At 68.4% G+C, this 21,076-nt stretch carries 15 protein-coding genes; 9 read left to right on the top strand and 6 right to left on the bottom strand.

The features are described from left to right. The first annotated feature begins 8 nt into the window (after positions 1 to 8). Genes egtB through U9J41_RS23690 form a run of 3 tightly spaced genes read left to right on the top strand, consistent with a single transcriptional unit; the run spans position 9 to position 3,393 of the window. The gene (gene egtB, locus U9J41_RS23700; protein ID WP_322404605.1) at positions 9 to 1,232 is read left to right on the top strand and encodes an ergothioneine biosynthesis protein EgtB; all 1,224 of its coding nucleotides are present in this window, start codon (positions 9 to 11) and stop codon (positions 1,230 to 1,232) included. Further along, complete coding sequence (locus U9J41_RS23695) at positions 1,229 to 2,158, top strand: YihY/virulence factor BrkB family protein (RefSeq protein WP_322404604.1); 930 nt, start codon at positions 1,229 to 1,231, stop codon at positions 2,156 to 2,158. The genes egtB and U9J41_RS23695 overlap by 4 nt, the downstream gene beginning before the upstream one ends. After that, on the top strand, positions 2,158 to 3,393 hold the full coding sequence (locus tag U9J41_RS23690; RefSeq protein WP_322404603.1) for a nucleotide disphospho-sugar-binding domain-containing protein: 1,236 nt from the start codon (positions 2,158 to 2,160) through the stop codon (positions 3,391 to 3,393). Before U9J41_RS23695 ends, U9J41_RS23690 begins: the two co-directional genes overlap by 1 nt. 239 nt (positions 3,394 to 3,632) lie before the next feature. On the opposite strand, the gene leuA is transcribed toward U9J41_RS23690, so the two are convergent. After that, positions 3,633 to 5,321 (bottom strand): 2-isopropylmalate synthase, encoded by a 1,689-nt coding sequence (leuA, locus tag U9J41_RS23685; RefSeq protein ID WP_322404602.1) that lies wholly within the window; start codon positions 5,319 to 5,321, stop codon positions 3,633 to 3,635. 509 nt (positions 5,322 to 5,830) lie between these two features. On the opposite strand from leuA, the gene U9J41_RS23680 reads away from it, so the two are divergent. Then, positions 5,831 to 6,475, top strand: a complete 645-nt coding sequence (locus U9J41_RS23680; RefSeq protein WP_322404601.1) for a DUF1906 domain-containing protein — start codon at positions 5,831 to 5,833, stop codon at positions 6,473 to 6,475. Here U9J41_RS23680 and selD read toward each other — a convergent pair. Both selD and senB read right to left on the bottom strand, forming a co-directional pair. Further along, a complete protein-coding gene (gene selD / locus U9J41_RS23675) occupies positions 6,472 to 7,527 on the bottom strand; it encodes a selenide, water dikinase SelD (RefSeq protein WP_322404600.1) in 1,056 nt (351 codons plus the stop codon). The two genes, U9J41_RS23680 and selD, sit on opposite strands and share 4 nt — an antisense overlap. After that, on the bottom strand, positions 7,524 to 8,510 hold the full coding sequence (senB, locus tag U9J41_RS23670; protein ID WP_322404599.1) for a selenoneine biosynthesis selenosugar synthase SenB: 987 nt from the start codon (positions 8,508 to 8,510) through the stop codon (positions 7,524 to 7,526). Before senB ends, selD begins: the two co-directional genes overlap by 4 nt. 53 nt (positions 8,511 to 8,563) lie before the next feature. Between senB and senA the strand changes: the two genes are divergently transcribed. Beyond that, positions 8,564 to 9,778: a selenoneine synthase SenA gene (gene senA, locus U9J41_RS23665; protein WP_322404598.1), complete on the top strand. Its 1,215-nt coding sequence runs from the start codon at positions 8,564 to 8,566 to the stop codon at positions 9,776 to 9,778. Positions 9,779 to 10,150: 372 nt separating this feature from the next. On the opposite strand, the gene U9J41_RS23660 is transcribed toward senA, so the two are convergent. Next, positions 10,151 to 11,722 carry a DEAD/DEAH box helicase gene (locus U9J41_RS23660; RefSeq protein WP_322404597.1) on the bottom strand — a complete coding sequence of 524 codons (1,572 nt, stop codon included), beginning with the start codon at positions 11,720 to 11,722 and terminating at the stop codon, positions 10,151 to 10,153. A gap of 411 nt (positions 11,723 to 12,133) precedes the next feature. Then, the gene (locus tag U9J41_RS23655; protein ID WP_322404596.1) at positions 12,134 to 13,501 is read right to left on the bottom strand and encodes a transglycosylase SLT domain-containing protein; all 1,368 of its coding nucleotides are present in this window, start codon (positions 13,499 to 13,501) and stop codon (positions 12,134 to 12,136) included. A 439-nt stretch (positions 13,502 to 13,940) separates the two neighbouring features. On the opposite strand from U9J41_RS23655, the gene U9J41_RS23650 reads away from it, so the two are divergent. Both U9J41_RS23650 and U9J41_RS23645 read left to right on the top strand, forming a co-directional pair. Beyond that, positions 13,941 to 14,510 (top strand): DUF1415 domain-containing protein, encoded by a 570-nt coding sequence (locus U9J41_RS23650; protein WP_322404595.1) that lies wholly within the window; start codon positions 13,941 to 13,943, stop codon positions 14,508 to 14,510. After that, positions 14,491 to 14,703 carry a DUF1289 domain-containing protein gene (locus U9J41_RS23645; RefSeq protein WP_322404594.1) on the top strand — a complete coding sequence of 71 codons (213 nt, stop codon included), beginning with the start codon at positions 14,491 to 14,493 and terminating at the stop codon, positions 14,701 to 14,703. Before U9J41_RS23650 ends, U9J41_RS23645 begins: the two co-directional genes overlap by 20 nt. 98 nt (positions 14,704 to 14,801) lie before the next feature. On the opposite strand, the gene U9J41_RS23640 is transcribed toward U9J41_RS23645, so the two are convergent. Beyond that, positions 14,802 to 15,308, bottom strand: coding sequence for a DUF1993 domain-containing protein (locus U9J41_RS23640; RefSeq protein ID WP_322404593.1), 507 nt, complete (start codon positions 15,306 to 15,308; stop codon positions 14,802 to 14,804). Between the two features lie 241 nt (positions 15,309 to 15,549). Between U9J41_RS23640 and U9J41_RS23635 the strand changes: the two genes are divergently transcribed. Next, positions 15,550 to 18,720, top strand: coding sequence for a bifunctional diguanylate cyclase/phosphodiesterase (locus U9J41_RS23635; protein WP_322404592.1), 3,171 nt, complete (start codon positions 15,550 to 15,552; stop codon positions 18,718 to 18,720). Next, positions 18,689 to 21,016 (top strand): xanthine dehydrogenase family protein molybdopterin-binding subunit, encoded by a 2,328-nt coding sequence (locus tag U9J41_RS23630; protein WP_322404591.1) that lies wholly within the window; start codon positions 18,689 to 18,691, stop codon positions 21,014 to 21,016. Before U9J41_RS23635 ends, U9J41_RS23630 begins: the two co-directional genes overlap by 32 nt. Positions 21,017 to 21,076 lie beyond the last annotated feature (60 nt).

Genomic DNA, 21,076 nt, shown 5'->3' with positions numbered 1-21,076 from the left:
GAGCGGACATGGGGGCCTCCGAACACGACCTGTCCACCACGTTCGCCCACGTGCGGCAACGCTCGCTGCACCTGGCCGAACCGCTGACGCCGGAAGACTGCTGCGCGCAATCGATGCCGGACGCCAGTCCCGTCAAATGGCATCTCGCGCACACCACGTGGTTCTTCGAGACCTTCATCCTGGCGCCGCGCGAACCCGGATTCCGCGCGCACGATCCGGCCTTCCGCGTGCTGTTCAATTCGTACTACAACGGCGTCGGCGCGAAGCACCCGCGGGCGCAGCGCGGCCTGCTGACGCGGCCGACGCTGGCCGAGGTGCTGGCCTACCGCAGCGCGGTCGACGCGCGCATGCAGCGCCTGCTGGCGTCCGCGCGCGGCGACGGCGCGCTCGCGGCGCTGGTCGAACTGGGCCTGCAGCATGAGCAGCAGCACCAGGAACTGATCCTCACGGACGTCAAGCACCTGCTGTCGATGAACCCCTTGTACCCGCCCTATGTCGATTCGCCGCTGCCCGCGTCCGGCCCCGTCGAGCCGCTGGCCTGGATCGACTTCGACGGCTGCCTGGCCGAGATCGGCCACGCCGGACCGGGCTTCGCCTTCGACAACGAAAGCCCGCGCCACCGCCAGTACCTGGCGCCGTTCGCGCTCGCGTCGCGCCTCGTGACGAACGGCGAATACCTCGAATTCGTCGAGGCGGGCGGCTACCGCGATCCGTCGCTGTGGCTGTCGGACGGCTGGGACCAGGTCGCGAGCGGGACGATCGCCGCGCCGCTGTACTGGGTGAACGACGACGGGCGCCGGCGCGAATTCACGCTGCACGGCCTGCAGCCGCTGGACCCGGCGCGGCCGGTCACGCACGTGTCGCTGTACGAGGCCGACGCGTACGCGCGCTGGCGCGGCGCGCGCCTGCCCACCGAAGCGGAGTGGGAATTCGCGGCGCGCGATGCGGCGCTGACCTGCGGCGACCTGCATCCCCGCGCGGCGGGCAGTCCGGGCCTCGCGCAGATGTTCGGCGAATGCTGGCAGTGGACCTTCAGCAGCTACGCGCCGTATCCCGGCTTCACCCCGGCTGCGGGCGCGATCGGCGAGTACAACGGCAAGTTCATGGTCAACCAGTACGTGCTGCGCGGCGCGTCGTGCGCGACGCCGCACGGCCATGCGCGGGCCAGCTACCGCAATTTCTTCCCGGCCGGCGCGCGCTGGCAGTTCAGCGGCATCAGGCTGGCGCGATGAAGCCCGCGCACGGTCTGCGCCTGCGCGTGCTGAACCGGCGCGCCAACGCGTGGATCGTCGCGCATCCCCTCGATTTCGTCCTGCAGTGCCTGCGCGCGTTCCGCGCCAACCAGGGCATGCTGCTGGCGGGCGCCGTCGCCTATTACGCGCTGCTGTCGATCGTGCCGTTCCTGATGCTGGTGGTCGTCGTGCTGTCGCACTTCATCGACCAGGTCGACCTGCTGCTCACCCTGCGCCGCTACCTCGAACTGATCGTGCCCGGGCAATCCGGCCCGATGGTGGAAGAGGTCGCGCACTTCCTCGACACGCGCGACCTGATCACGTGGGTGCTCGGCTTCACGATGCTGTTCTTCAGCTCCCTCGCGTTCACCGTGCTGGAAAACGCGATGAGCGTGATCTTCGTGCACCGCGTGGCCGTGCGCCGCCGCCACTTCCTCGTGTCGGCCGTGCTCCCGTACTGCTACATCCTCGCCTTGGGCTTCGGCGTGATGATCGTGACGCTCGTCGCCGGCACCCTGCAGGTGATCGGCTCGGAGAGCGTGGAACTGTTCGGCCACACGTGGTCGCTGCACGGTGTGTCGGGCGCGCTGCTGTACCTGCTCGGGCTCGCGGGCGAGATCCTCGTGCTCACGTCGATCTACCTCGTGATGCCGGTGGGGCGGCTGTCGCTGTCGCATGCGCTGGTCGGCGGCGTGACGGCGGCGCTGCTGTGGGAAATCGCGCGCCACGTGCTCGTGTGGTACTTCACCACGCTGTCCAAGGTGAACGTCGTGTACGGCTCGATGAGCACCGCGATCGTCGTCATGTTCAGCCTCGAGATCGCGGCCAGCCTGCTGCTGTTCGGTGCCCAGGTGATCGCCGAGTACGAGCGCGTGGGGCAGAAGGGACAGGGCGCCGAGCCGCAGCCGCTGCGCACGGCGCCGTAATGGCCAACATCGTATTCTGCTGGGAGCTCGGCGCCGCCCTCGGCCACGCGGGCCGCCTGAAGGCCCTCGCGCAGCCGCTGCGCGCGCGCGGGCACGCGATCTCCTTCGTGCTGCGCGACCTCGTGCACACGCGGCGCCTGCTGGCCGACGTCGACATTCCCGTCTACCAGGCGCCCCTGTGGCTGCACCGCGTGGCAGGGCTGCCGCCCGGGGAGGCCAGCCAGGCCGACCTGCTGCTGGCCTGCGGCTGGCTCGATGCGGACGCGATGGCCGGCCTCGTCGACGGCTGGCGCCATCTGCTGCGCGCGCTCGGCGCCCACCTCGTCGTCGGCGACTACGCGCCGGCCGCGCTGCTGGCGGCGCGCAGCCTGGGTATCGCGAGCGCCGCCGTCGGCCCCGGTTTCCAGATTCCGCCGGCGGACCGCCCGCTGCCGCCGCTGCGCGACTGGGAAGCGGTGCCGCAGTCGCGCATGGCGGCCACCGAGGCGCGCGTGCTGGCTACGGCCAATGCCGTGCTCGCGCGCCACGGCGCCGCGCCCTACGCATACGCGGCCGACCTGCTGCGCGGCGATCTGCCCGTGCTGTGCACCTGGCCCGAACTCGACCCGTGGGGGCGCGGCGAAACCGACGCGCGCTGGTTCGGTCCGACGATCGCCGGCCCCGGCACGCGCCCGCCCGCGCGGCCGGACGGCCCCGGCGCACGCGCGCCGGTATGGCCGGACGGCGCGGGGCCGCGCGTGTTCGCCTACCTGCGCGGGCCGCATCCGGACCATGCCGCGCTGCTGGCCGCGCTGGCGCGCGCGGGATGCCGCACGCTGTGCTATCTGCCCGACGTCGCGGGCGGCGCCGCGCCGCCGTTCACGCATCCGCTCGTGGCGTGGGCCGGCGGACCGGTGGCGCTGGACGCCGCGTTGCCCGCATCGGCGTTCGCGATCTGCCACGCGGGCGAGTCGACCGTGTCGCAGGCATTGCTGGCGGGCGTGCCCGTCTTGACGCTGCCGCAGACGGCCGAAGCGTTCCTGACGGCGCGCCGCGCACGCCAACTGGGCGCCGGCATCAACGTCAACGAGATGGCGCGGCCGCTCGACTGGGACGGCATCGTGCGCCGCATGCTGGAAGGCGAGGATTATCGCGCGGCGGCGCGGGCGTTCGCGCTGCGCCACGCCGATTTCGACGCGGGCCGCCAGGCGGAGGCGATCGCCGGGGTGCTGGAAGGGCTGCTCGGGCGCGCGTAAGGTGGGGCGCGGCCGGTGTAGGCGCGCGGTGCCATGCGGTGACATGCGTCGTCGGCGTCGATATCGCGCGGACTGGTGACGTCGCGTATCGATGTGCGTCGGCTTCGATATCGTGCGCGGACCGGTGGCGCCGCGTATCACCGCGTGGGCGGGGGCCGCCGACCCTACGCGACGCCGGCATGAAAAAAAGCGCGGCCGGCCTGCGAAGGCCGCCGCGCCGTGCACGAAGGTGACGCCGCTCAGGCGGCGCGCTGTTCGCCCTGTTCCGCGCTGAGCGCCAGCTGGCGGTTCACGGCGGACAACACGGCCTTGAACGACGCCGTGACGATATTGCTGTCGATGGCGGCGCCGAACAGGGTCGGGCCGTTGGCGAGGCGCAGTTCGACGTAGCAGGCGGCGCGCGCGTCGGCGCCCGAGCCGATCGAGTGCTCGTGGTAGTCCATCAGGCGGATGTCCAGGCCGAGCGCGTTGACGAAGGCGTCGATCGGACCGTTGCCGCTGCCCTGGTGCGGTTCCGTCACGCGGTTGTGCTGCACGGTCGTGTCGATCTGCACGCGCTCCGCGCCTTCGCTGTTCTCGACCAGGCGGTGCGAGACGTAGCGGTAGGCGGGGTCGTCCTGGTTGAAGTACTCGCGGTCGAACAGCGCGTGGATGTCGGCGGCGGCCACTTCGCGGCCGGTGGCGTCGGCATGCTTCTGCACGACGCGCGAGAACTCGATCTGCAGGCGGCGCGGCAATTCGAGGCCGTATTCCTGCTCGAGCAGGTAGGCCATGCCGCCCTTGCCGGACTGGCTGTTCACGCGGATCACGGCATCGTAGCTGCGGCCCAGGTCGGCCGGGTCGATCGGCAGATACGGCACTTCCCAGAGGGCGTCCGCCTGTTGCTTGGCGAAGCCCTTCTTGATCGCGTCCTGGTGCGAACCGGAGAACGCGGTGAACACGAGGTCGCCGACGTACGGATGGCGCGGGTGCACCGGGATCTGGTTGCATTCCTCGACCAGCTGGCGGACGCTGTCGATGTCCGAGAAATCGAGGCCCGGGTGCACGCCCTGCGTGTAGAGGTTCAATGCAAGGGTGACCAGGTCGACGTTGCCCGTGCGCTCGCCGTTGCCGAACAGGCAGCCTTCGACGCGGTCGGCGCCGGCCATCACGGCCAGTTCGGCGGCGGCGACGGCCGTGCCGCGGTCATTGTGCGGGTGCACGCTGATCACGAGGTGTTCGCGCTGGTTCAGGTTGCGGCACATCCATTCGATCTGGTCGGCGTAGACGTTCGGCGTCGCCGCTTCCACGGTCGACGGCAGGTTGATGATCACCTTGTTGTCCGCGCTCGGCTGCCACACGTCGACGACGGCATCGACGATGCGCTTGGAGAAATCGAGTTCCGTCGTCGAGAACGATTCCGGCGAATACTCGAGGCCCCATTTCGTGTCCGGATGCTGGGCGACCAATTCCTTGATCAGCTTCGTGCCGTTCACGGCGATCTGCAGGATCTCGTCCTGGTTCATGCCGAACACGACGCGGCGGAACACCGGCGCGACGGAGTTGTAGACGTGGACGATGGCCTGCTTCGCGCCGACGCACGATGCGACGGTGCGGCGGATCAGCTCATCGCGGGCCTGCGTCAGGACGATGATGGTGACGTCGTCCGGGATGCGTTTTTCCTCGACCAGCATGCGCACGAAGTCGAAGTCGGTCTGCGACGCGGACGGGAAGCCCACCTCGATTTCCTTCACGCCGATCTGCACGAGCTTTTCGAAGAAGCGCAGTTTCTTTTCCGGGCTCATCGGCTCGATCAGCGCCTGGTTGCCGTCGCGCAGGTCGGTGCTCATCCAGACCGGCGGCTTGTCGATGATGCGGTTCGGCCATTGGCGATTGGTCAACGGGACGGCGGGGAAGGGACGGTATTTGGCGGCGGGATTGGTCAACATGGCGGTGGCTCCTGATTTCAAATGCTGGTGAATGTGTCGTTTCTATCGTTGTGGCGGGAGGCTGCCGGACGGGCCACGGGACGCTGGGCCCGGCAACCGATCGGTAGTGTTAGCAGCGAAGGAAACAGCACACGCGCGCCGGCAGACGACAGGAAGGCTCCGGCGAAAATGGCAGACAGCGTGAATGGGATAGTGGCAAACATCGGTACAACTTTCCTTGGGCTACGAATCCGGCAAGCTTGGCCGGGCGGGACAGCGGCGATTTACGCGCGTAGTAGCAGGGCTGCCAGCGTTAGCGCGCCGGCAAGCGATAGGGAAGTCGACAGAGGCAGAGGGGAGAACATTTCTCCACTCTAAGTGAATTTTGTTTGGTGTGTCAAGCGTTTCCTGCGTTGTCGTTTGGCTACCACGGTTGCCCCCGTTTTGCGACAAGCGGTTTTTGCGAACAATCAATTTTGCCAGGGCAGGCGAGTGGCACAGTACGCCCTTCTTGTCGCCACGGAGGCGCTATGCCGGCACTGAAAGGTCTGGACACGACGATGGAACTGACCCGCCACGCGGCGGCGCTCAGGGCGCAGGGTTACGATTTCGCGCTGCGCTATTACAGCTGGAACGCGGCCAAGAACCTGTCGCTCGGGGAGGCGCGGGCGCTGTCGCAGGCTGGACTTGTCATTGGCGTCGTGTGGGAAACGAGCGGCACCCGCGCCGGCTACTTTTCCCGCGCCCAGGGCCTGGCCGACGGCGCGGCGGCGTTCCGGATGGCGCGCGACGTCATTGGCCAGCCGTTCGGTTCCGCGATCTATTTTGCCGTGGACTACGATCCCACGCAGGCCGACCTCGATGGCGCGATCGGCAATTACTTCACGGGCGTGCATGCCGCGCTGTACGTGGCGGCGGAAGGCCAGCCGTCGTACCGGGTGGGCGTGTACGGTTCGGGCCTGTGCTGCGGTAGCTTGGTCGAGAGCGGCGCGGCGCCCCTGTCCTGGCTGTCGCAATCGACCGCGTTCGCCGGCTCGCGCCAGTACGCGGAACAGAAGCGCTACGACATCATCCAGCTGCTGCCCGCGCGCATACCCGGCGCGGACGGGATCGTGCTGGACGTCGATCCGGACGCGACACATCCGGACCGCGACGGCGGCCTGTTTACGGTTTAGCCGACGACCACCCGCGGCGCTCCCGCTTCCATCGACCCGATGACGGCGGCCTCGCCGAAGCCTTCGCGGCGGAACACGGCCAGCACCTCGTCGACGCTGCCCGGATCGCACGCGACGAGCAGGCCGCCCGACGTCTGCGGGTCGGTCAGCAGCACGCGCTGCGTGTCGGTGATCGCGCCGCCCAGCGCCACGTCGTGGCCGTACGCATCCCAGTTGCGGCCGGACGCGCCGGTGAAATAACCGGCATGGGCCAGCGCCTCGACGCCCGGCAGCAGCGGAATGTTCGCCATGTCGAGCTTCGCCGTCAGCTGCGCGCCGCGCGCCAGTTCCAGCAGGTGGCCCAGCAGGCCGAAGCCGGTGACGTCCGTCAGCGCGTGCACGCCGGCCAGTTCCGACAGCGCCTTGCCCGGCTTGTTCAGCTTCGTCGTGTTCGCGACCATGGCGGCATAGCCGTCCGCGTCCAGCTGGTCCTTCTTGAGTGCCGCCGACAGCACGCCGACGCCCAGCGGCTTGCCGAGGACGAGCACGTCGCCCGCGCGCGCATCGGCATTGCGCTTGACCTTCGACGGGTGCACGAGGCCCAGCACGACGAGGCCGTAGATCGGCTCGACGGAATCGATGGTGTGGCCGCCGGCGATGGGGATGCCCGCTTCCGCGCAAATCGATTCGCCGCCCTGGATGATCTTGCCGATCGTCTCCAGCGGCAGTTTATTGATCGGCATGCCGACGAGGGCCAGGGCCATGATCGGCGTGCCGCCCATCGCGTACACGTCCGAGATCGCATTGGTGGCGGCGATGCGGCCGAAGTCGAACGGATCGTCGACGATGGGCATGAAGAAATCGGTCGTCGCGATCAGCGCCTGTTCGTCGTTCAGCTTGTAGACGGCCGCGTCGTCGGCCGTCTCGATGCCGACCATGAGCTCTTTCGGCACCGGGAAGCCGCTCGACTTCTTGAGGATCTCGGACAGCACGCCGGGCGCGATCTTGCAGCCGCAACCGCCGCCGTGGGAGAACGAGGTCAGTTTGATGGGTTGGTCGGCGGAGGTGTTCATACGGGGCTCTTGTGTGCGTGCGTTGATGGGAAGAGAAGATTATCCACCAAGTCGAGCAGGCGCGCTCGCTCCGCCGCGGGGGCGAACAGCGCCGCGCGCGCCGCGCACTGGCGGCGCAGGCGCTCGACGAAGCGCGCGTCGGCCACGCTGCGATCGATGAGCGCCGCCAGCGCGTGCGCATCGCCGGGCGCGAACAGGCCCGCATAGTCCTCGCCCAGCATGCCGACGTTGCCGGCGATGTCCGATGCCAGCACGGGCACGCCGCTCGTCACCGCCTCGATGATCACGTTCGCGCCGCCCTCCATGCGCGAGGCGATCACCATCGCGTGGCAGCGGCGCAGCCGGCGCCGCGTCGCCATGTGGGGCAGGGCGCCGAGCCAGCGGTAGGCCGGCGTGGCATGTTCGGTCTCCCGCGCGCGCCGGCCGAGTTCCGGATCGAGCGCGGCGCCGATGTGCAGCAGGCGCACGCCGGGCGTGCGGACCAGGCGGGCCGCGTCCATGAACGTCTGCGGATCCTTTTCGGCGCGCAGGTGGCCGATCATGGCGACGTCGAGCGGCATGCGCGGCCGGGCGTGCGACAGGCGCGGGGCCGACTGGTAGATCACGTGGGCCTTGGGCCACAGCGCTTGCGGCAGCTCGTCCAGGCCGCGCGGCTGCAGCACGACGAGGGCGCGCGCGCGGTCGAGCGACGCGCGCGCGGCGGCATCGACGTGGATGTCGCGGTAGAGGTCCGTCCCCGTCAGGACGAGCAGCGCCGGTCGGTCCGGATGGGCGTCCGTGAATGCGGCCAGCGCGGCGGCGGAGCGGCGCGCGTGCAGGGCGATCAGCAGGTCGGGGATCTCGTCGTCTGCCTGCCAGCCAGGGCCGATCGTGACGCGATAATCGCGCGCCAGGTGGCGCCGCCAGCGGCTGGCCGTCTGCCAGTTGCCGTTGTTTTCGCGCGCGGAGGCGGGGCTGACGATATGGATGCGGGCACGGGCCATCGGGGCGGAATCGGAGTCGGAATCGGGGAGCAGGATTGGTCGTACAATGATGCATGACCGTCAATCAAGCATCGTTCCGCCACGCGGGACCCAAGGAGCTGGCCGTCGCGCTGCAGGATGCGCGGCATTATACGCTCGCGCTGTTCGAAGCCCACGCCATCGCCGGCTATGACGTCGCCGCACGCGTGCCGCGCCTGCCGATCGTGAATCCGCCGCTGTGGGAACTGGGGCATACGGCCTGGTTCGCCGAATGGTTCGTGCTGCGCGGCGCGCTGGACAGCCGGCCGGGCGCCGCCGACGGGCACTCGCTGCTGGCGCGCGGGGACGACTGGTTCGATTCCGGCACGGTCCCGCACAGTGCGCGCTGGACCCTCGACCTGCCGCCGCCGGGCGCCGTCAAGACGTATTGCCACGAAGTCCTCGACCGCATCCTCGACCGCCTCGCGCACGAGGCCGACGACGACCTGGCCCTGTACCCGTACCGCCTCGCGCTGGCGCACGAAGACATGCATGGGGAGGCGTTCATGTATTCGTTGCAGACGCTGCAGTCGCGCGGCGCGCCTGCGCCGGCGGGGCCGCTGGCGCCGCGGGTGCAGTCGGTGGTGGCGGGCGGCGCGGGCGAGATCGCGTTCGCCGGTGGCAGTTTCATGCGCGGCGGCGATCAGTCGTCCGGCTTCGTGTTCGACAACGAGAAAAGCGCCGCGCTGGTCAAGGTGGCGCCGTTCGCCATCGACGCCTCGCTCGTCGGCACGGCCGCGTTCCTCGATTTCGTGCACGACGGCGGCTACGAGCGGCCGCAGTACTGGACCGACGCCGGCCGCGCCTGGCTCATGACGCAGGAACGTTCCGCGCCGCGCTACTGGGCGCGCGAGGGCGAGGACTGGCATACGGTGCGCTTCGGCCGCCCGGTGGCCCTGGACCTCGCGGAACCCGTGCGCCACGTGAACCTGTACGAAGCGCAGGCCTGGTGCGCCTGGGCCGGCCGCCGCCTGCCGACGGAAGAGGAGTGGGAATTCGCGGCGGCCGCGCACCAGCCGGGCTTCGCGTGGGGACAGTTGTGGGAATGGACGGCGTCCGTCTTCTTGCCGTTCGCCGGCTTCGAGGCCGACCGCTACCGCGATTACTCGGCGCCCTGGTTCGGCACGCGCCAGACCTTGCGCGGCGCATCGTTCGCCACGCCGGCGCGGTTGCGCGCGCCGCAGTTCCGGAATTTCTATACGCCGGAGCGGGACGACATCTTTGCCGGATTCCGCAGTTGCGCGTTATAAGGCTGGCCGCAAAAAGCGCGGACACAAAAACGTCGTCCCCGCGACGGCGAGGATCCAGGTACTGCACGCGTTAACGAAACGCGGGCAACATTGGATCCCCGCCTGCGCGGGGACGACGGTATAGGCGGTGTAGACGGGGAAGGCGTGCTGGAGTCGGACGACATCGTTGCCGGATTCCGCAGCTGCGCGTTATAACGCTGCTCTCAAAAACGTCGTCCCCGCGAAGGCGGGGATCCAAGTACTGCACGCGTTGACGAAACGCTGGCAACATTGGATCCCCGCCTGCGCGGGGACGACGAGGGAGTGTTTACGGTGTCGCGCGATCACCGATCAGCGATCAGCGATCAGCGATCAGCGATTACCGATCAGCGATCAGCGATCGCCGAACGTGCGGCGGGCCGAGTCGGCCGAGCGCGGGTGCGCGCCGAAGCCGCTGCGTTCGCGGCGCGGAGCGCCTTCGCTGCGGAAGCCGGCGCCGCCGTCGCGACGCTGGCCGTCGGCAGCGAAACCGCCCTGGCGCGGCGCGCCTTCGCGGCGCTGGCCTTCGTAGCCGCCTTCGCGACGCGGCGCGTCGGCACGATAACCGGCGCGCGGTGCGTCGCCGCGGTAGCCGCCTTCACGCTGGCCGCCCGGCTGCTCGCCGCCCGGCTTGTGGAAGCTGCGCTGGCCCGGCTTGCTGCTGTTACGGCCGTCGCCCGGCTTCCAGCCCGGACGCGCGCCCGAACGCGGTGCCGCCGAACGCTTCGGCTCGAAACCTTCGACCACGTCGACCGGGATGGTCTGCTTGGTGAAGCGCTCGATGCGGCGCACGTTCATGCTTTCGGCGTGGTTCACGAGCGAGACGGCGGTGCCGTTGCGGCCGGCGCGGCCCGTGCGGCCGATGCGGTGCACGTAGTCTTCCGGGAACTTCGGCAGGTCGTAGTTCACCACGTGGGTGATCGACGGCACGTCGATGCCGCGCGCGGCGACGTCGGTTGCGACGAGCACACGCACCTGGCCGCGGCGCATGCTGTCCAGCGTGCGGTTGCGGGCACCCTGGTGCATGTCGCCGTGCAGCGCGGCGGCGGCGAAGCCGGCGATGTTCAGGCGGTCGGCGATCATGTCGGCGTCACGCTTGGTGGCGGTGAACACGACGGCCTGGTCCATGGTTTCATCGCGCAGCAGGTGGTCGAGCAGGCGGTTCTTGTGCGACAGGTCGTCGACAAAGTGGACCTTCTGCACGATGTTCTCGTGGCGATTGGTCGCGCTCATGATCTGGATCACTTGCGGGTTCTTCGTGATGCGGCGTGCCATGTTGCCGACGACACCGTCCAGCGTGGCCGAGAACAGCATGGTCTGGCGCGAATCCGGCGTCGCGGCGACGATCTTCTCGATGTCTTCGATGAAGCCCATGTCCAGCATGCGGTCGGCCTCGTCCAGCACGAGGATCTCGAGCTGCGAGAAGTCGATCTTGCCCGACTCCATGTGGTCGATCAGGCGGCCCGGGGTCGCGACGAGGATTTCCGGATTCTTGGCCAGCAGTTGCATCTGCTTCGGATACGGCATGCCGCCCAGGATCGAGACGGCGCGGATGCGGCGCATATGCGCGGTGTACTGCTCGGTCGCGTTGGTCACCTGCAGGGCCAGTTCGCGGGTCGGGGTCAGGACCAGCATCTTCGGCTGGGCTGCCTTGAAACGGACGCGTTCGCCACGGGCGCGCGTCGATTGCGCTTCCTGCGCCGGCGTGCGGGCGGCGGGAGCGGGTTCGAGGTTGGCGAACTTGTTCAGGGCCGGCAGCATGAACGCTGCCGTCTTGCCGGAACCGGTTTGCGACGAGACCAGCAGATCGCGGCCCGCGATACCCGCCGGCACTGCCTGCTCCTGCACGGGCGTCGGCTTTTCGTAGCCGGCCAGGGCAACTGCTTTGACGATGGACGCGTGTAAGCCTAGTGCTTCAAAACTCATGTGTACTTTACTTTCGGTATGGATCAGTGAGCGTCCACGCATTGAGGCGAGCGGAACGCGAAATAGCAACGCGAGCCAACGATACGAAATGACTCTGAAACGAAAGAAATTTCGGCACAAAAGCTTTGCGCCGGGATGGTGCCTGTTTCGGCACGCAGGGCGGGAGGGCTTTATGAAAGGACATCCGTCGTGGATGCCTGGGCTTGCGATGCTGCGGTTTTACTGCTTGACGACTTCGGTGAACTGCCGCGGCGATTTTCGCAAACGCGGTTATTGCAGCGCACAAACGACACTATACCGTACTTTTGAAGAGCGTGCACGGCACACGTCGAGATGTGCGCGGGAAGACGGGCCGTGGACCCGTCGCGTGGTCGAAATGATACGGCTGGCCGGCGCGCCGGCCGCGGCGCATCAGCGGCGCTTGCGGCCGTTGGCGTTGACGGACGGCCTGGAACCGCGCGACACGCGGCTCTTGATCTCGGCCACCGCGTGCGCGGCGCTGGCCCTGATGCGCTGCGCACCGCTCAGCCTGCGGCCGCTGTGGCGCGATTCGCCGCGGTCGGCTTCCAGCACCATCGAGGCGTTCTCGACGATGCTCTCCGCGATGTCGTTGCCGGCCGTGGCGCTCGTCCTCGGCACGAGGATGGTCGAGCCGGCCTTGAGGCGCATCTGCGGCGGAATGTTGTTGGCCTGGCGGATCACTTCCGGCGTCGTGCCCAGCTTGGCCGCCAGCGAGGCGATGCTTTCGCGGGCCGACGTGATCTTGTGCGTGGTCCAGGACGACAGCGCGCGGCCCCATTGCGCGAGGTTCAGGTTGAACTTCTCGGCGTTTTCCTTGGGCAGCAGGATCTTGGTCGATTCGCCCGTGATCACGGGCTTCTTGAACTGCGGATTCAGCGCCTTGAATTCGTCGACCGACATCTCGGCCAACTGGGCGGCCACGGCCAGGTCGATGTCGGACGTCTTGTCGACGGCCACGAAATACGGCGTGTTGTCGATCGTCGGCAGCACGACACCGTACTGGGCCGGATTGGCGATGATGTTCTTGACCGCCTGCAGCTTCGGCACGTAGTTGCGGGTTTCCGCCGGCATCAGCTCGGACAGGCTCTCGAAGTCGGTCGGCTTGCCCAGCGCACGGTTCTTCTGGATCGCCTTCTGCACATTGCCTTCGCCCCAGTTATACGCGGCCAGGGCCAATTGCCAGTCGCCGAACATCGTGTACAGGCGCTGCAGATAGGTGAGGGCGGCGTCGGTGGAGGCGAGCACGCCGCGGCGCTCGTCCTTGAACATGTTCTGCTTCAGGTTGAAGTCGCGGCCCGTACCCGGCACGAATTGCCAGATGCCCGCCGCGTCGGCGTTCGACAGGGCTTGCGGGTTGAACGCGGATTCGATCACGGGCAGCAGGGCGAGTTCGGTCGGCATGCCGCGCTTTTCCAGTTCCTGCACGACGTGGTACAGGTACAGCGAGGCGCGGCTGGAGGTGCGGGTCAGGTAGTCCGGGCGGCTGGCGTACCACTGGATGTGCTTGGCGACGAGGGCGTTGTCGATGTCGGGAATCGCGTAGCCGCTGCGGATGCGGGCCCACAGGTCGGGATCCTTGTAGTCGTCGGACTTCAACGGGGTCAGCGCTTGCGGCGTGATGGCCTTGGCCATCGCGGCGGCGCTGCCGCTGCTGCTCTGGGCGATCGGGCTCGGGGCGCTGTCGGCGGCGTGACCGATCGCAGGTCCCAGCAGGAGCGCGACGGTCAGGGCGTAAGTGGAGCGAGTCGTTTCGTTCATAGCTTTCCAGTGTTGCGTCCAGGAACGGCAGGACTGACGAATGAAGGCGAAGTGTACGGACCAGTTACCGAGTCAGTCAAGAAATATGTCGGCGCGGTTACAAAAAACCTTGGCTACTCTTTTTGTCAACGTTCACCGTATCTGAGACGGATTTTGCGGGGGTATGGTTCCTGTTGGGGAGAGTTTGGCTGATGAATATCAAATGATTTTGTCTATACCCCGGGGAGTATGGTGAAATACCGCCGGCCGCATCCGCGCGTCCGGGCGGCGCTTATTGTCAAATTTGTACCTGGACTAAACAAACCGGCGGGTAATACCACCTGCGCCAGCCCTGCCTGCCAAGGTAGCCCGGCGTGCCGGGTGTTCTATGAGAGGACGCAAAGTCCGCGTACAATTGCCGTCTCCGCATCATGCGGTTTGTATTTTTTGAAAGCATCACATGAGCACTGCCAACGAGAACGTGGATGACGACGCGATCCTCGCCGCCACCCGGCGCTGGGTCGACCGCGCCGTCATCGGCCTCAATCTGTGCCCGTTCGCCAAGGCGGTGCAGGTCAAGGACCAGGTCCGCTACGTCGTGTCGCAGGCACGCACGCCCGAGTCCCTGCTGGATGCGCTGATGGACGAGTTGCAGCTGCTGGCCGACACGGATCCGGAGCAGGTCGACACGACCCTGCTGATCCACCCGTACGTCCTTCAGGATTTTCTGGATTTCAACGAGTTCCTCGACGTGGCCGACGCGGCCGTCGAAGACCTGAGCCTGGACGGCGAGCTGCAGATCGCCAGCTTCCATCCGGACTACCAGTTCGCCGACACGGACCCGAACGACATCGAGAACTACACGAACCGCTCGCCTTATCCGGTCCTGCAACTGCTGCGCGAAGACAGCATCGACCGCGCCGTGGAAGCGATTCCGGATGCGTCCGAGATCTTCGAGAAGAATATCGACACCATGGAAAAGCTCGGCCATGCGGGCTGGGACAAGCTCGATGTCGGCCCTGCCCGCTGACGCCGGGGCACCGCTTCCGCCGCGTCCGGACACGCCCTGCGTCGCGGTCTGCTCGACCACGTTCGACGACGTGTGCCGCGGCTGCGGCCGCACGGTCGTCGAGGTGGCCCACTGGGTCTCGATGACGGTCGAGCAGAAGGAAGCCGTGTGGCAGCGCATCCTCGCGCAGGGCTATCCGCGCCGCAACACCTGACCCTTGTTGGTTGGGTGGGCACCCCGTGCCCATGCGCAATGCCAATACAATGGATATGACACGCGCGGGCACGGGGTGCCCGCCCTACGGCGCTGTGATCAGAAGGATCCGACGAAATCGCGCTTGCCGATGTCCAGCCCGTTATGGCGCAGGATGTCGTATGCCGTCGCGGCGTGGAAATAGAAGTTGGGCAGCGCGTAGTGCAATAAATACACTTCGCCCTTGAACTGGCGCTGATTGGCGCCCGTGCCGACCGTGACGTCGCGGTCGCCGCCCGCGTCCACCGCCTCGCGCGCCACCGTGTCGAGGAACGCCAGCGTCTTTTCCAGGCGCGCCTGCAGGCCGGCGAAATCGTGCTCGACGTCGTCGTAGCGCGGCACCTCGACGCCCGCCAGGCGCGCCGCCGCGCCCTTCGCGAAATCCGTCGTCAGTTGCACCTGACGCACGAGCGGGAACATGTCCGGGAACAGGCGCGCCTGCAGCAGGGCGTTCGGGTCCAGCTTTTTCGCGTCCGCATGCGCCTCGGCCTTCGTCAGGATCGCCGCCAGGCTGCCCAGGATCTGGCGGAACACGGGCACCGAGACGGTGTACAGGGAAATGGTCATCGTCGACTCCTCCATCAAGAAAGAGTTCGATGATAGCAAGCTTGCATCGAGGCCGCTTGGCCGCCCCCGAAACCCCGGCGTGGCGGGTTGGTAACGGTTACCGCTACCAGGCGCGACCGATGCCAAAAAATTGTGACGTACGGCAATTGTTCCGTGCATAATCGGAAAAAAGATTACCTTATTGATTTGCCACAATAGTTGTCGCTCCGGTCACGAACTGGGCGGCGGCGCTCCCACCACCATGGCCTTCCTCCCCAGAGTCGCCTTGTCCGCGCTGCCGTCGCGTCTCGCACGGCTGTACGGCCGTTCGCTGTACGCCGCACTGCTCGTGATGGTGTTCGGCGGCCTCGCGGTGCCCGCCGTCGTGGGCGGTTATCTGCTGATCGGCGTGCAGGAGCGGCAGGCCGCCCGCCGCGAGCTGGACGAGACCCTGCAGCGCAATGCCGACATCCTCGCGCTCGGCATGCAGGAATCGCTGTGGAACATGAATGTGGACGCGGCCCGCTCGCTCGTCGATTCGCTGATGCGCGACCCGGCCGTCGTGCGCGTGCACGTGAGCGCCCAGGCCGAGGGCGATTTCATCGACCGCCGCGCCGCCGCCGCGCCCGGCGGCAACGTGCTGCGCGCCGAGCGCGACGTCGTCGTGCATGGCCAGCCGATCGGCCACGTGGCCGTCGAGATGGACGACAGCCGCAGCCAGGAATCCCTGCGCGCCAAGCAGGTGCGCTATGCGCTCGTGCTGGCCGTCCAGCTGGTCGTGTCGCTGCTGCTGATCCTGATACTGCTGCGCCGGCGCCTGCTGGCCCCGCTGGGCACGCTGATGAGTTTTTCCGACCGCCTGTCGCGCGGCAAATTCGACGCGCCGCTGGAATTGTCCACGAACGACGAGCTGGGCCGGCTCGGCGCCCAGCTGGAACGCATGCGCATCGCGATCGGCGACCTGTTCCAGGATATCGGCCGGCGCGAGGAGCGCTTCCGCACCATCGTCACGCAGGTGCCGGGCGCCGTGTTCCGTGCCCGTCCGGGCGGGCTGATCGACTTCGTCAGCGACGCCATCGAAGACATTTCCGGCCACCCGGCGAGCCGGTTCATCGGCGCGCACACGGACCGCTGGGCCGACGTGATCTGTCCGGAAGACCGCAAGATGCAGCGGCACCTGGTCAGGGAGGCCGTGGTGGCCGTGCGGTCGTACGAGATCGAGTACCGCATCATCGACGCCGCCGGCATCGAACGCTGGGTGCTGGAAAGCGGCCAGCCGGTCGGGTTCGACGGCAACGCCGCGTTCTGGATCGACGGGATCATCTCCGACATCAGCGAGCGCAAATACAACGAGATGCGCATCGAGGCGCTGCTGGCCGAGCAGGGCGCGGTGCTGGACAACGTCATGTTCGGCATCATGTATGTGCGCGAGCGGCGCGTCGTGTCGACCAACAGCCGTTTCGACGAATTGTTCGGCTATGCCGAGGGCGAACTGGTGGGCGATCCGATCGCGGTGCTGTTCCCGACCGTCGAGGACTACGAACAGGGCCTGGGCGCGGCCAATCCGGTCCTCGCGCGCGGCGGCGACTTCAGCGCCGACCGCCAGTTCCGGCGCCGCGACGGCAGCCTGTTCTGGTGCGCCGTGAGCGGCCGCGCGCTCGATCCGGAGCGGCCGGACGAAGGCAGCATCTGGGTCTATGCCGACATCACGGAGCGGCGCCAGGCCGAGGAAAAGCTGCGCCTGTCGGCCACCGTGCTGGAACACATCGCCGACGGCGTGATGGTGATCGACGTGCACGGCCGGATCGCCGCCACGAATCCCGCCTTCACCCAGATCACCGGCTACACGGAGAGCGAAGCCGTCGGCACGTATTCGAACCTGACGCGCATGACCGGCGCCGACGCCGCGTTCTACGAAGCGCTGTGGGCCGACCTGGCGGAGACCGGTTTCTGGCGCGGCGAAATCCGCAACCTGCGCAAGAACGGCGAAGCCTACCTGGAGTGGCTGACCGTGTCGGCCGTGCGCGGCGACCACGACGCCGTCACGCACTACGTCTGCGTGTTTTCGGACATCACCAAGGTCAAGGAATCGCAGGACAAGCTGGACCACCTGGCGCACCACGACCCGCTCACGGGCCTGCCGAACCGCCTGCTGTTCCACGACCGCCTGCAGCACGCGATGGTGCGCACCGCGCGCGCCCACCGCCAGCTCGGCGTGATGTTCATCGACCTCGATCGCTTCAAGACCGTCAACGACACGCTCGGCCACCACGTCGGCGACGAACTCCTGAAACAGGTCGCGGGCCAGTTGGCCGGCTGCCTGCGCGACGGCGACACGCTGGCGCGCCTGGGCGGCGACGAATTCATCGTGCTGCTCGAGGACATCGACGGCGCGCACGGCGCGCGCCAGGTCGCGGAAAAGCTGATGCAGCTGTTCGAGCGGCCCGTGCTCGTGTCGGACTACGAGCTGTTCGTCACGGGCAGCGTGGGCATCAGCCTGTTCCCGCACGACGCCGTCGACATGAACGTGTTGATCCGGAATGCCGACGTGGCGATGTACCAGGCCAAGGCGCGCGGGCGCAACGGCTACCAGTTGTACGCGCCGTCGATGGACGGCGACGGTGCCGAGCGCCTGCGCATGGAGGGCCTGCTGCGGCGCGCGATCGAACGGGGCGAGATCTGCCTGCATTACCAGCCGCAGGTCGAGATCGACACGGGCCGCCTGATCGGCGCCGAAGCGCTCGTGCGCTGGCACAGCGCCGAACTCGGCCACGTGCCGCCGGTGCGCTTCATTCCGCTCGCGGAGGACATCGGCTTCATCGGCCAGTTGGGCGACTGGGTGCTGGAGGCAGCCTGCCGCCAGGTGGTAGCATGGGAGACGGCCGGGCTGTACGTGCCCAAGATCGCGGTGAACCTGTCGGGACGCCAGTTCGACCGCGGCAGCGTGGCGCCGCAGGTCGCGCGCGCGCTGGCCGACACCGGCCTCGCGCCGCAGCGGCTGCAGCTCGAGGTGACGGAATCCGTGATCATGAACACGGGCGACGCCCTCCAGTACATCAACGACCTGCATGCGCTCGGCGTCGAGCTGGCGATCGACGATTTCGGCACCGGCTATTCGTCGCTCGCCTATCTCAAGCAGTTGCCGGTGCAGACCTTGAAGATCGACCGCAGCTTCATCCAGGACATCGGCGCCGGCAAGGAGGGCTGCGGGGACGACGAGGCGATCGCCGTCGCCATCGTCCAGCTGGGGAAGAGCATGGACCTGGCCGTGATCGCGGAAGGCGTGGAGACCGCCGAGCAGGCCGCGTTCCTGCTGCGCCAGGGCTGCCGGCGCGCGCAGGGCTATCTGTACGGCCGGCCGATGGCGGCGGACGAATTGCTGGAAACATGGAGGACGGACGATGCGGGACACGGGCGCACCAGGTTCGGATAAGGACGGCGGCGCGGGCATACGCGGCGTGCGGAAAAGCCGCCGGCGCTTCCTGCTCGGCGGCCTGGCCGCGGGCACGGCGCTCGTCGTGGGGTGGGGCGTCGCGCCGCCGCGTCAGCGCCTGCGCGCGACGGCCGCCGGCGCCGTGCACGATGCCGGCACGGTCGTCCTGAACGGCTGGGTCGCCATCGCGCCGGACGGCACCGTCGACGTCGTCGTGCCGCGCAGCGAGATGGGACAGGGCGTGCACACGGCGCTGCCCATGCTGCTGGCCGAGGAGCTGGACGCGTCTCTGGCCGCCGTGCGCGTGGTGCAGGCGCCCATCGACAAGATCTTCGCCAACCTGACCGTGCTGCGCGACACCTTGCCGTTCCACCCGGACGATGCCGGCGCCTTGCCGCAGGGCGCGCGCTGGATCGCGGGCAAGGTGGCGCGCGAGCTGGGCATCATGTTCACGGGCGGATCGACGAGCGTGAGGGATGCATGGCCGACGATGCGCACGGCGGGCGCCGTCGCCCGCGCGATGCTGGTGCGCGCCGCCGCCGAGCAGTGGGGTGCGGAGGCCGCAACGCTGACGACGCGCGACGGCATGGTGGTGCACCCGGACGGACGGCACGCGCCCTACGGCCTGCTGGCGAAACGCGCGGCCGCGCTGGGCGCCGACATCGGGCCGGATGACGTACGCCTCAAGACGCCCGCGGAATATCGCCTGATCGGCAAGCCGCTGCCGCGGCGCGACACGCCGTCGAAGGTGAACGGCCAGGCCGTCTTCGGCCTCGACGTGCGGCCGGAAGGCTTGCTGTACGCGGCGCTGCGCATGGCGCCCGTGCTGGGCGCGGGTGTCGCCGGCTTCGATGCGGGCAAGGTCGCCGCGCTGCCGGGCGTGGTGAAAGTCGTCGACGTGTCGTCCGTGCTGGCGCCGTTTGCCGGCGCCGGCGCCGGGGTCGCGGTCGTGGCCAAGGGATGGTGGCAGGCGAAGCAGGCGGCACAGGCGCTGCCTGTGCGCTGGTCCGCGAGTCCGCACGCGGCGCTCTCGAGCGAGTCGGTATTCGCCGGTTTCGCGCGGGCGCTCGACGCCGAATCGGGCTATGCCTATTTTGAATCCGGCAGCCAGGACGGGCCGGACCTGGCGGGCGCGCGCACCGTGCACGCCGAATACCGCGCGCCGTTCCTCGCGCATGCGACGATGGAACCGCAGAACTGCACGGCGCAGGTCCTGAACGGCAAGGTGAAATTGTGGGCGCCGACGCAGGTGCCGAGCATCGCCGTCGACATCGCGGCGCAGGTCGCCGGCGTCGCCCGCGACGACGTGGCCATCGAGGTGACGATGCTGGGCGGCGGCTTCGGCCGGCGCCTGGAGACGGACGTGGTCGCGCAGGCCGTCGCCGTGGCGATGCACACGGGAGGCCGTCCGGTGCAGCTGGTGTGGACGCGCGAGGACGACGTCGGCCACGACGTCTACCGCCCGGCCGCGCTGGCCCGCTACACGGCCCGCCTGGGCGCGGACGGCAAGGTGCTCGCGTGGGACAGCAAGCTGGCCAGCGGCGCCATCGGCCATCAGTACTTTCCGCGCAACGTCGGCCTGCCCGGCATCGGTCCGGACAAGACGACGGCCGAGGGCGAGTACGACATGCAGTACGCGATCGCCAACCGGCGCTGCCGCCACGTCGCGGTCGACAGCGCGGTGCCGGTCGGGTACTGGCGCTCGGTCGGCCATTCGCACAACGCATTCTTCAAGGAGAGCTTCGCCGACGAACTGGCCCATGCGGCGGGCCAGCACCCGGCCGCGTGGCGGCGCGCGCTGCTGCGCGACCATCCGCGCCACCTCGCCGCGATGGACGCCGCGCTCGCGCGCGCCGGCGCGCCGCCCGCGGGGCGCGCGCACGGCCTCGCCGTGCACCAGTCGTTCGGCACGGTCGTCGCGCAGGTGGCGGAAGTGTCGGTGGAAGGCCGGGAGATCCGCGTGCACCGCGTCGTGTGCGCCGTCGATTGCGGCCTCGCCGTGAATCCGAACATCGTCGCGCAGCAGGTCGAGTCGGGCGTCGTGTTCGGCCTGTCGGCCGCGCTGGCGGGCGAGATCACGTTCGCGGGCGGACAGCCGCAGCAATCGAATTTCGGCGATTATCCCGTGCTGCGGATGGCGCAGGCGCCCGCGGTCGAGACGATCATCATGCCGAGCGCGGCGCCGCCGGAAGGCATGGGCGAACCGGCCGTGCCGCCCGTCGCGCCGGCCGTGGCGAATGCCGTGTTCAAGTTGACGGGGCAGCGCTTGCGCAGCTTGCCGCTGCGGTTGGCGTAACGCGATTGCGGTAAGGAGGGGCCATGTGCCCGCGCGGACGTTTGTGGCATGTCGGCGTCA

Origin of the sequence: Massilia luteola, from assembly GCF_034420155.1 — a bacterium.
GTDB lineage: Bacteria > Pseudomonadota > Gammaproteobacteria > Burkholderiales > Burkholderiaceae_D > Telluria > Telluria luteola.
Note: the sequence above shows the minus strand (reverse complement) of the source record. Positions and strands in the feature narration are given on the sequence as shown.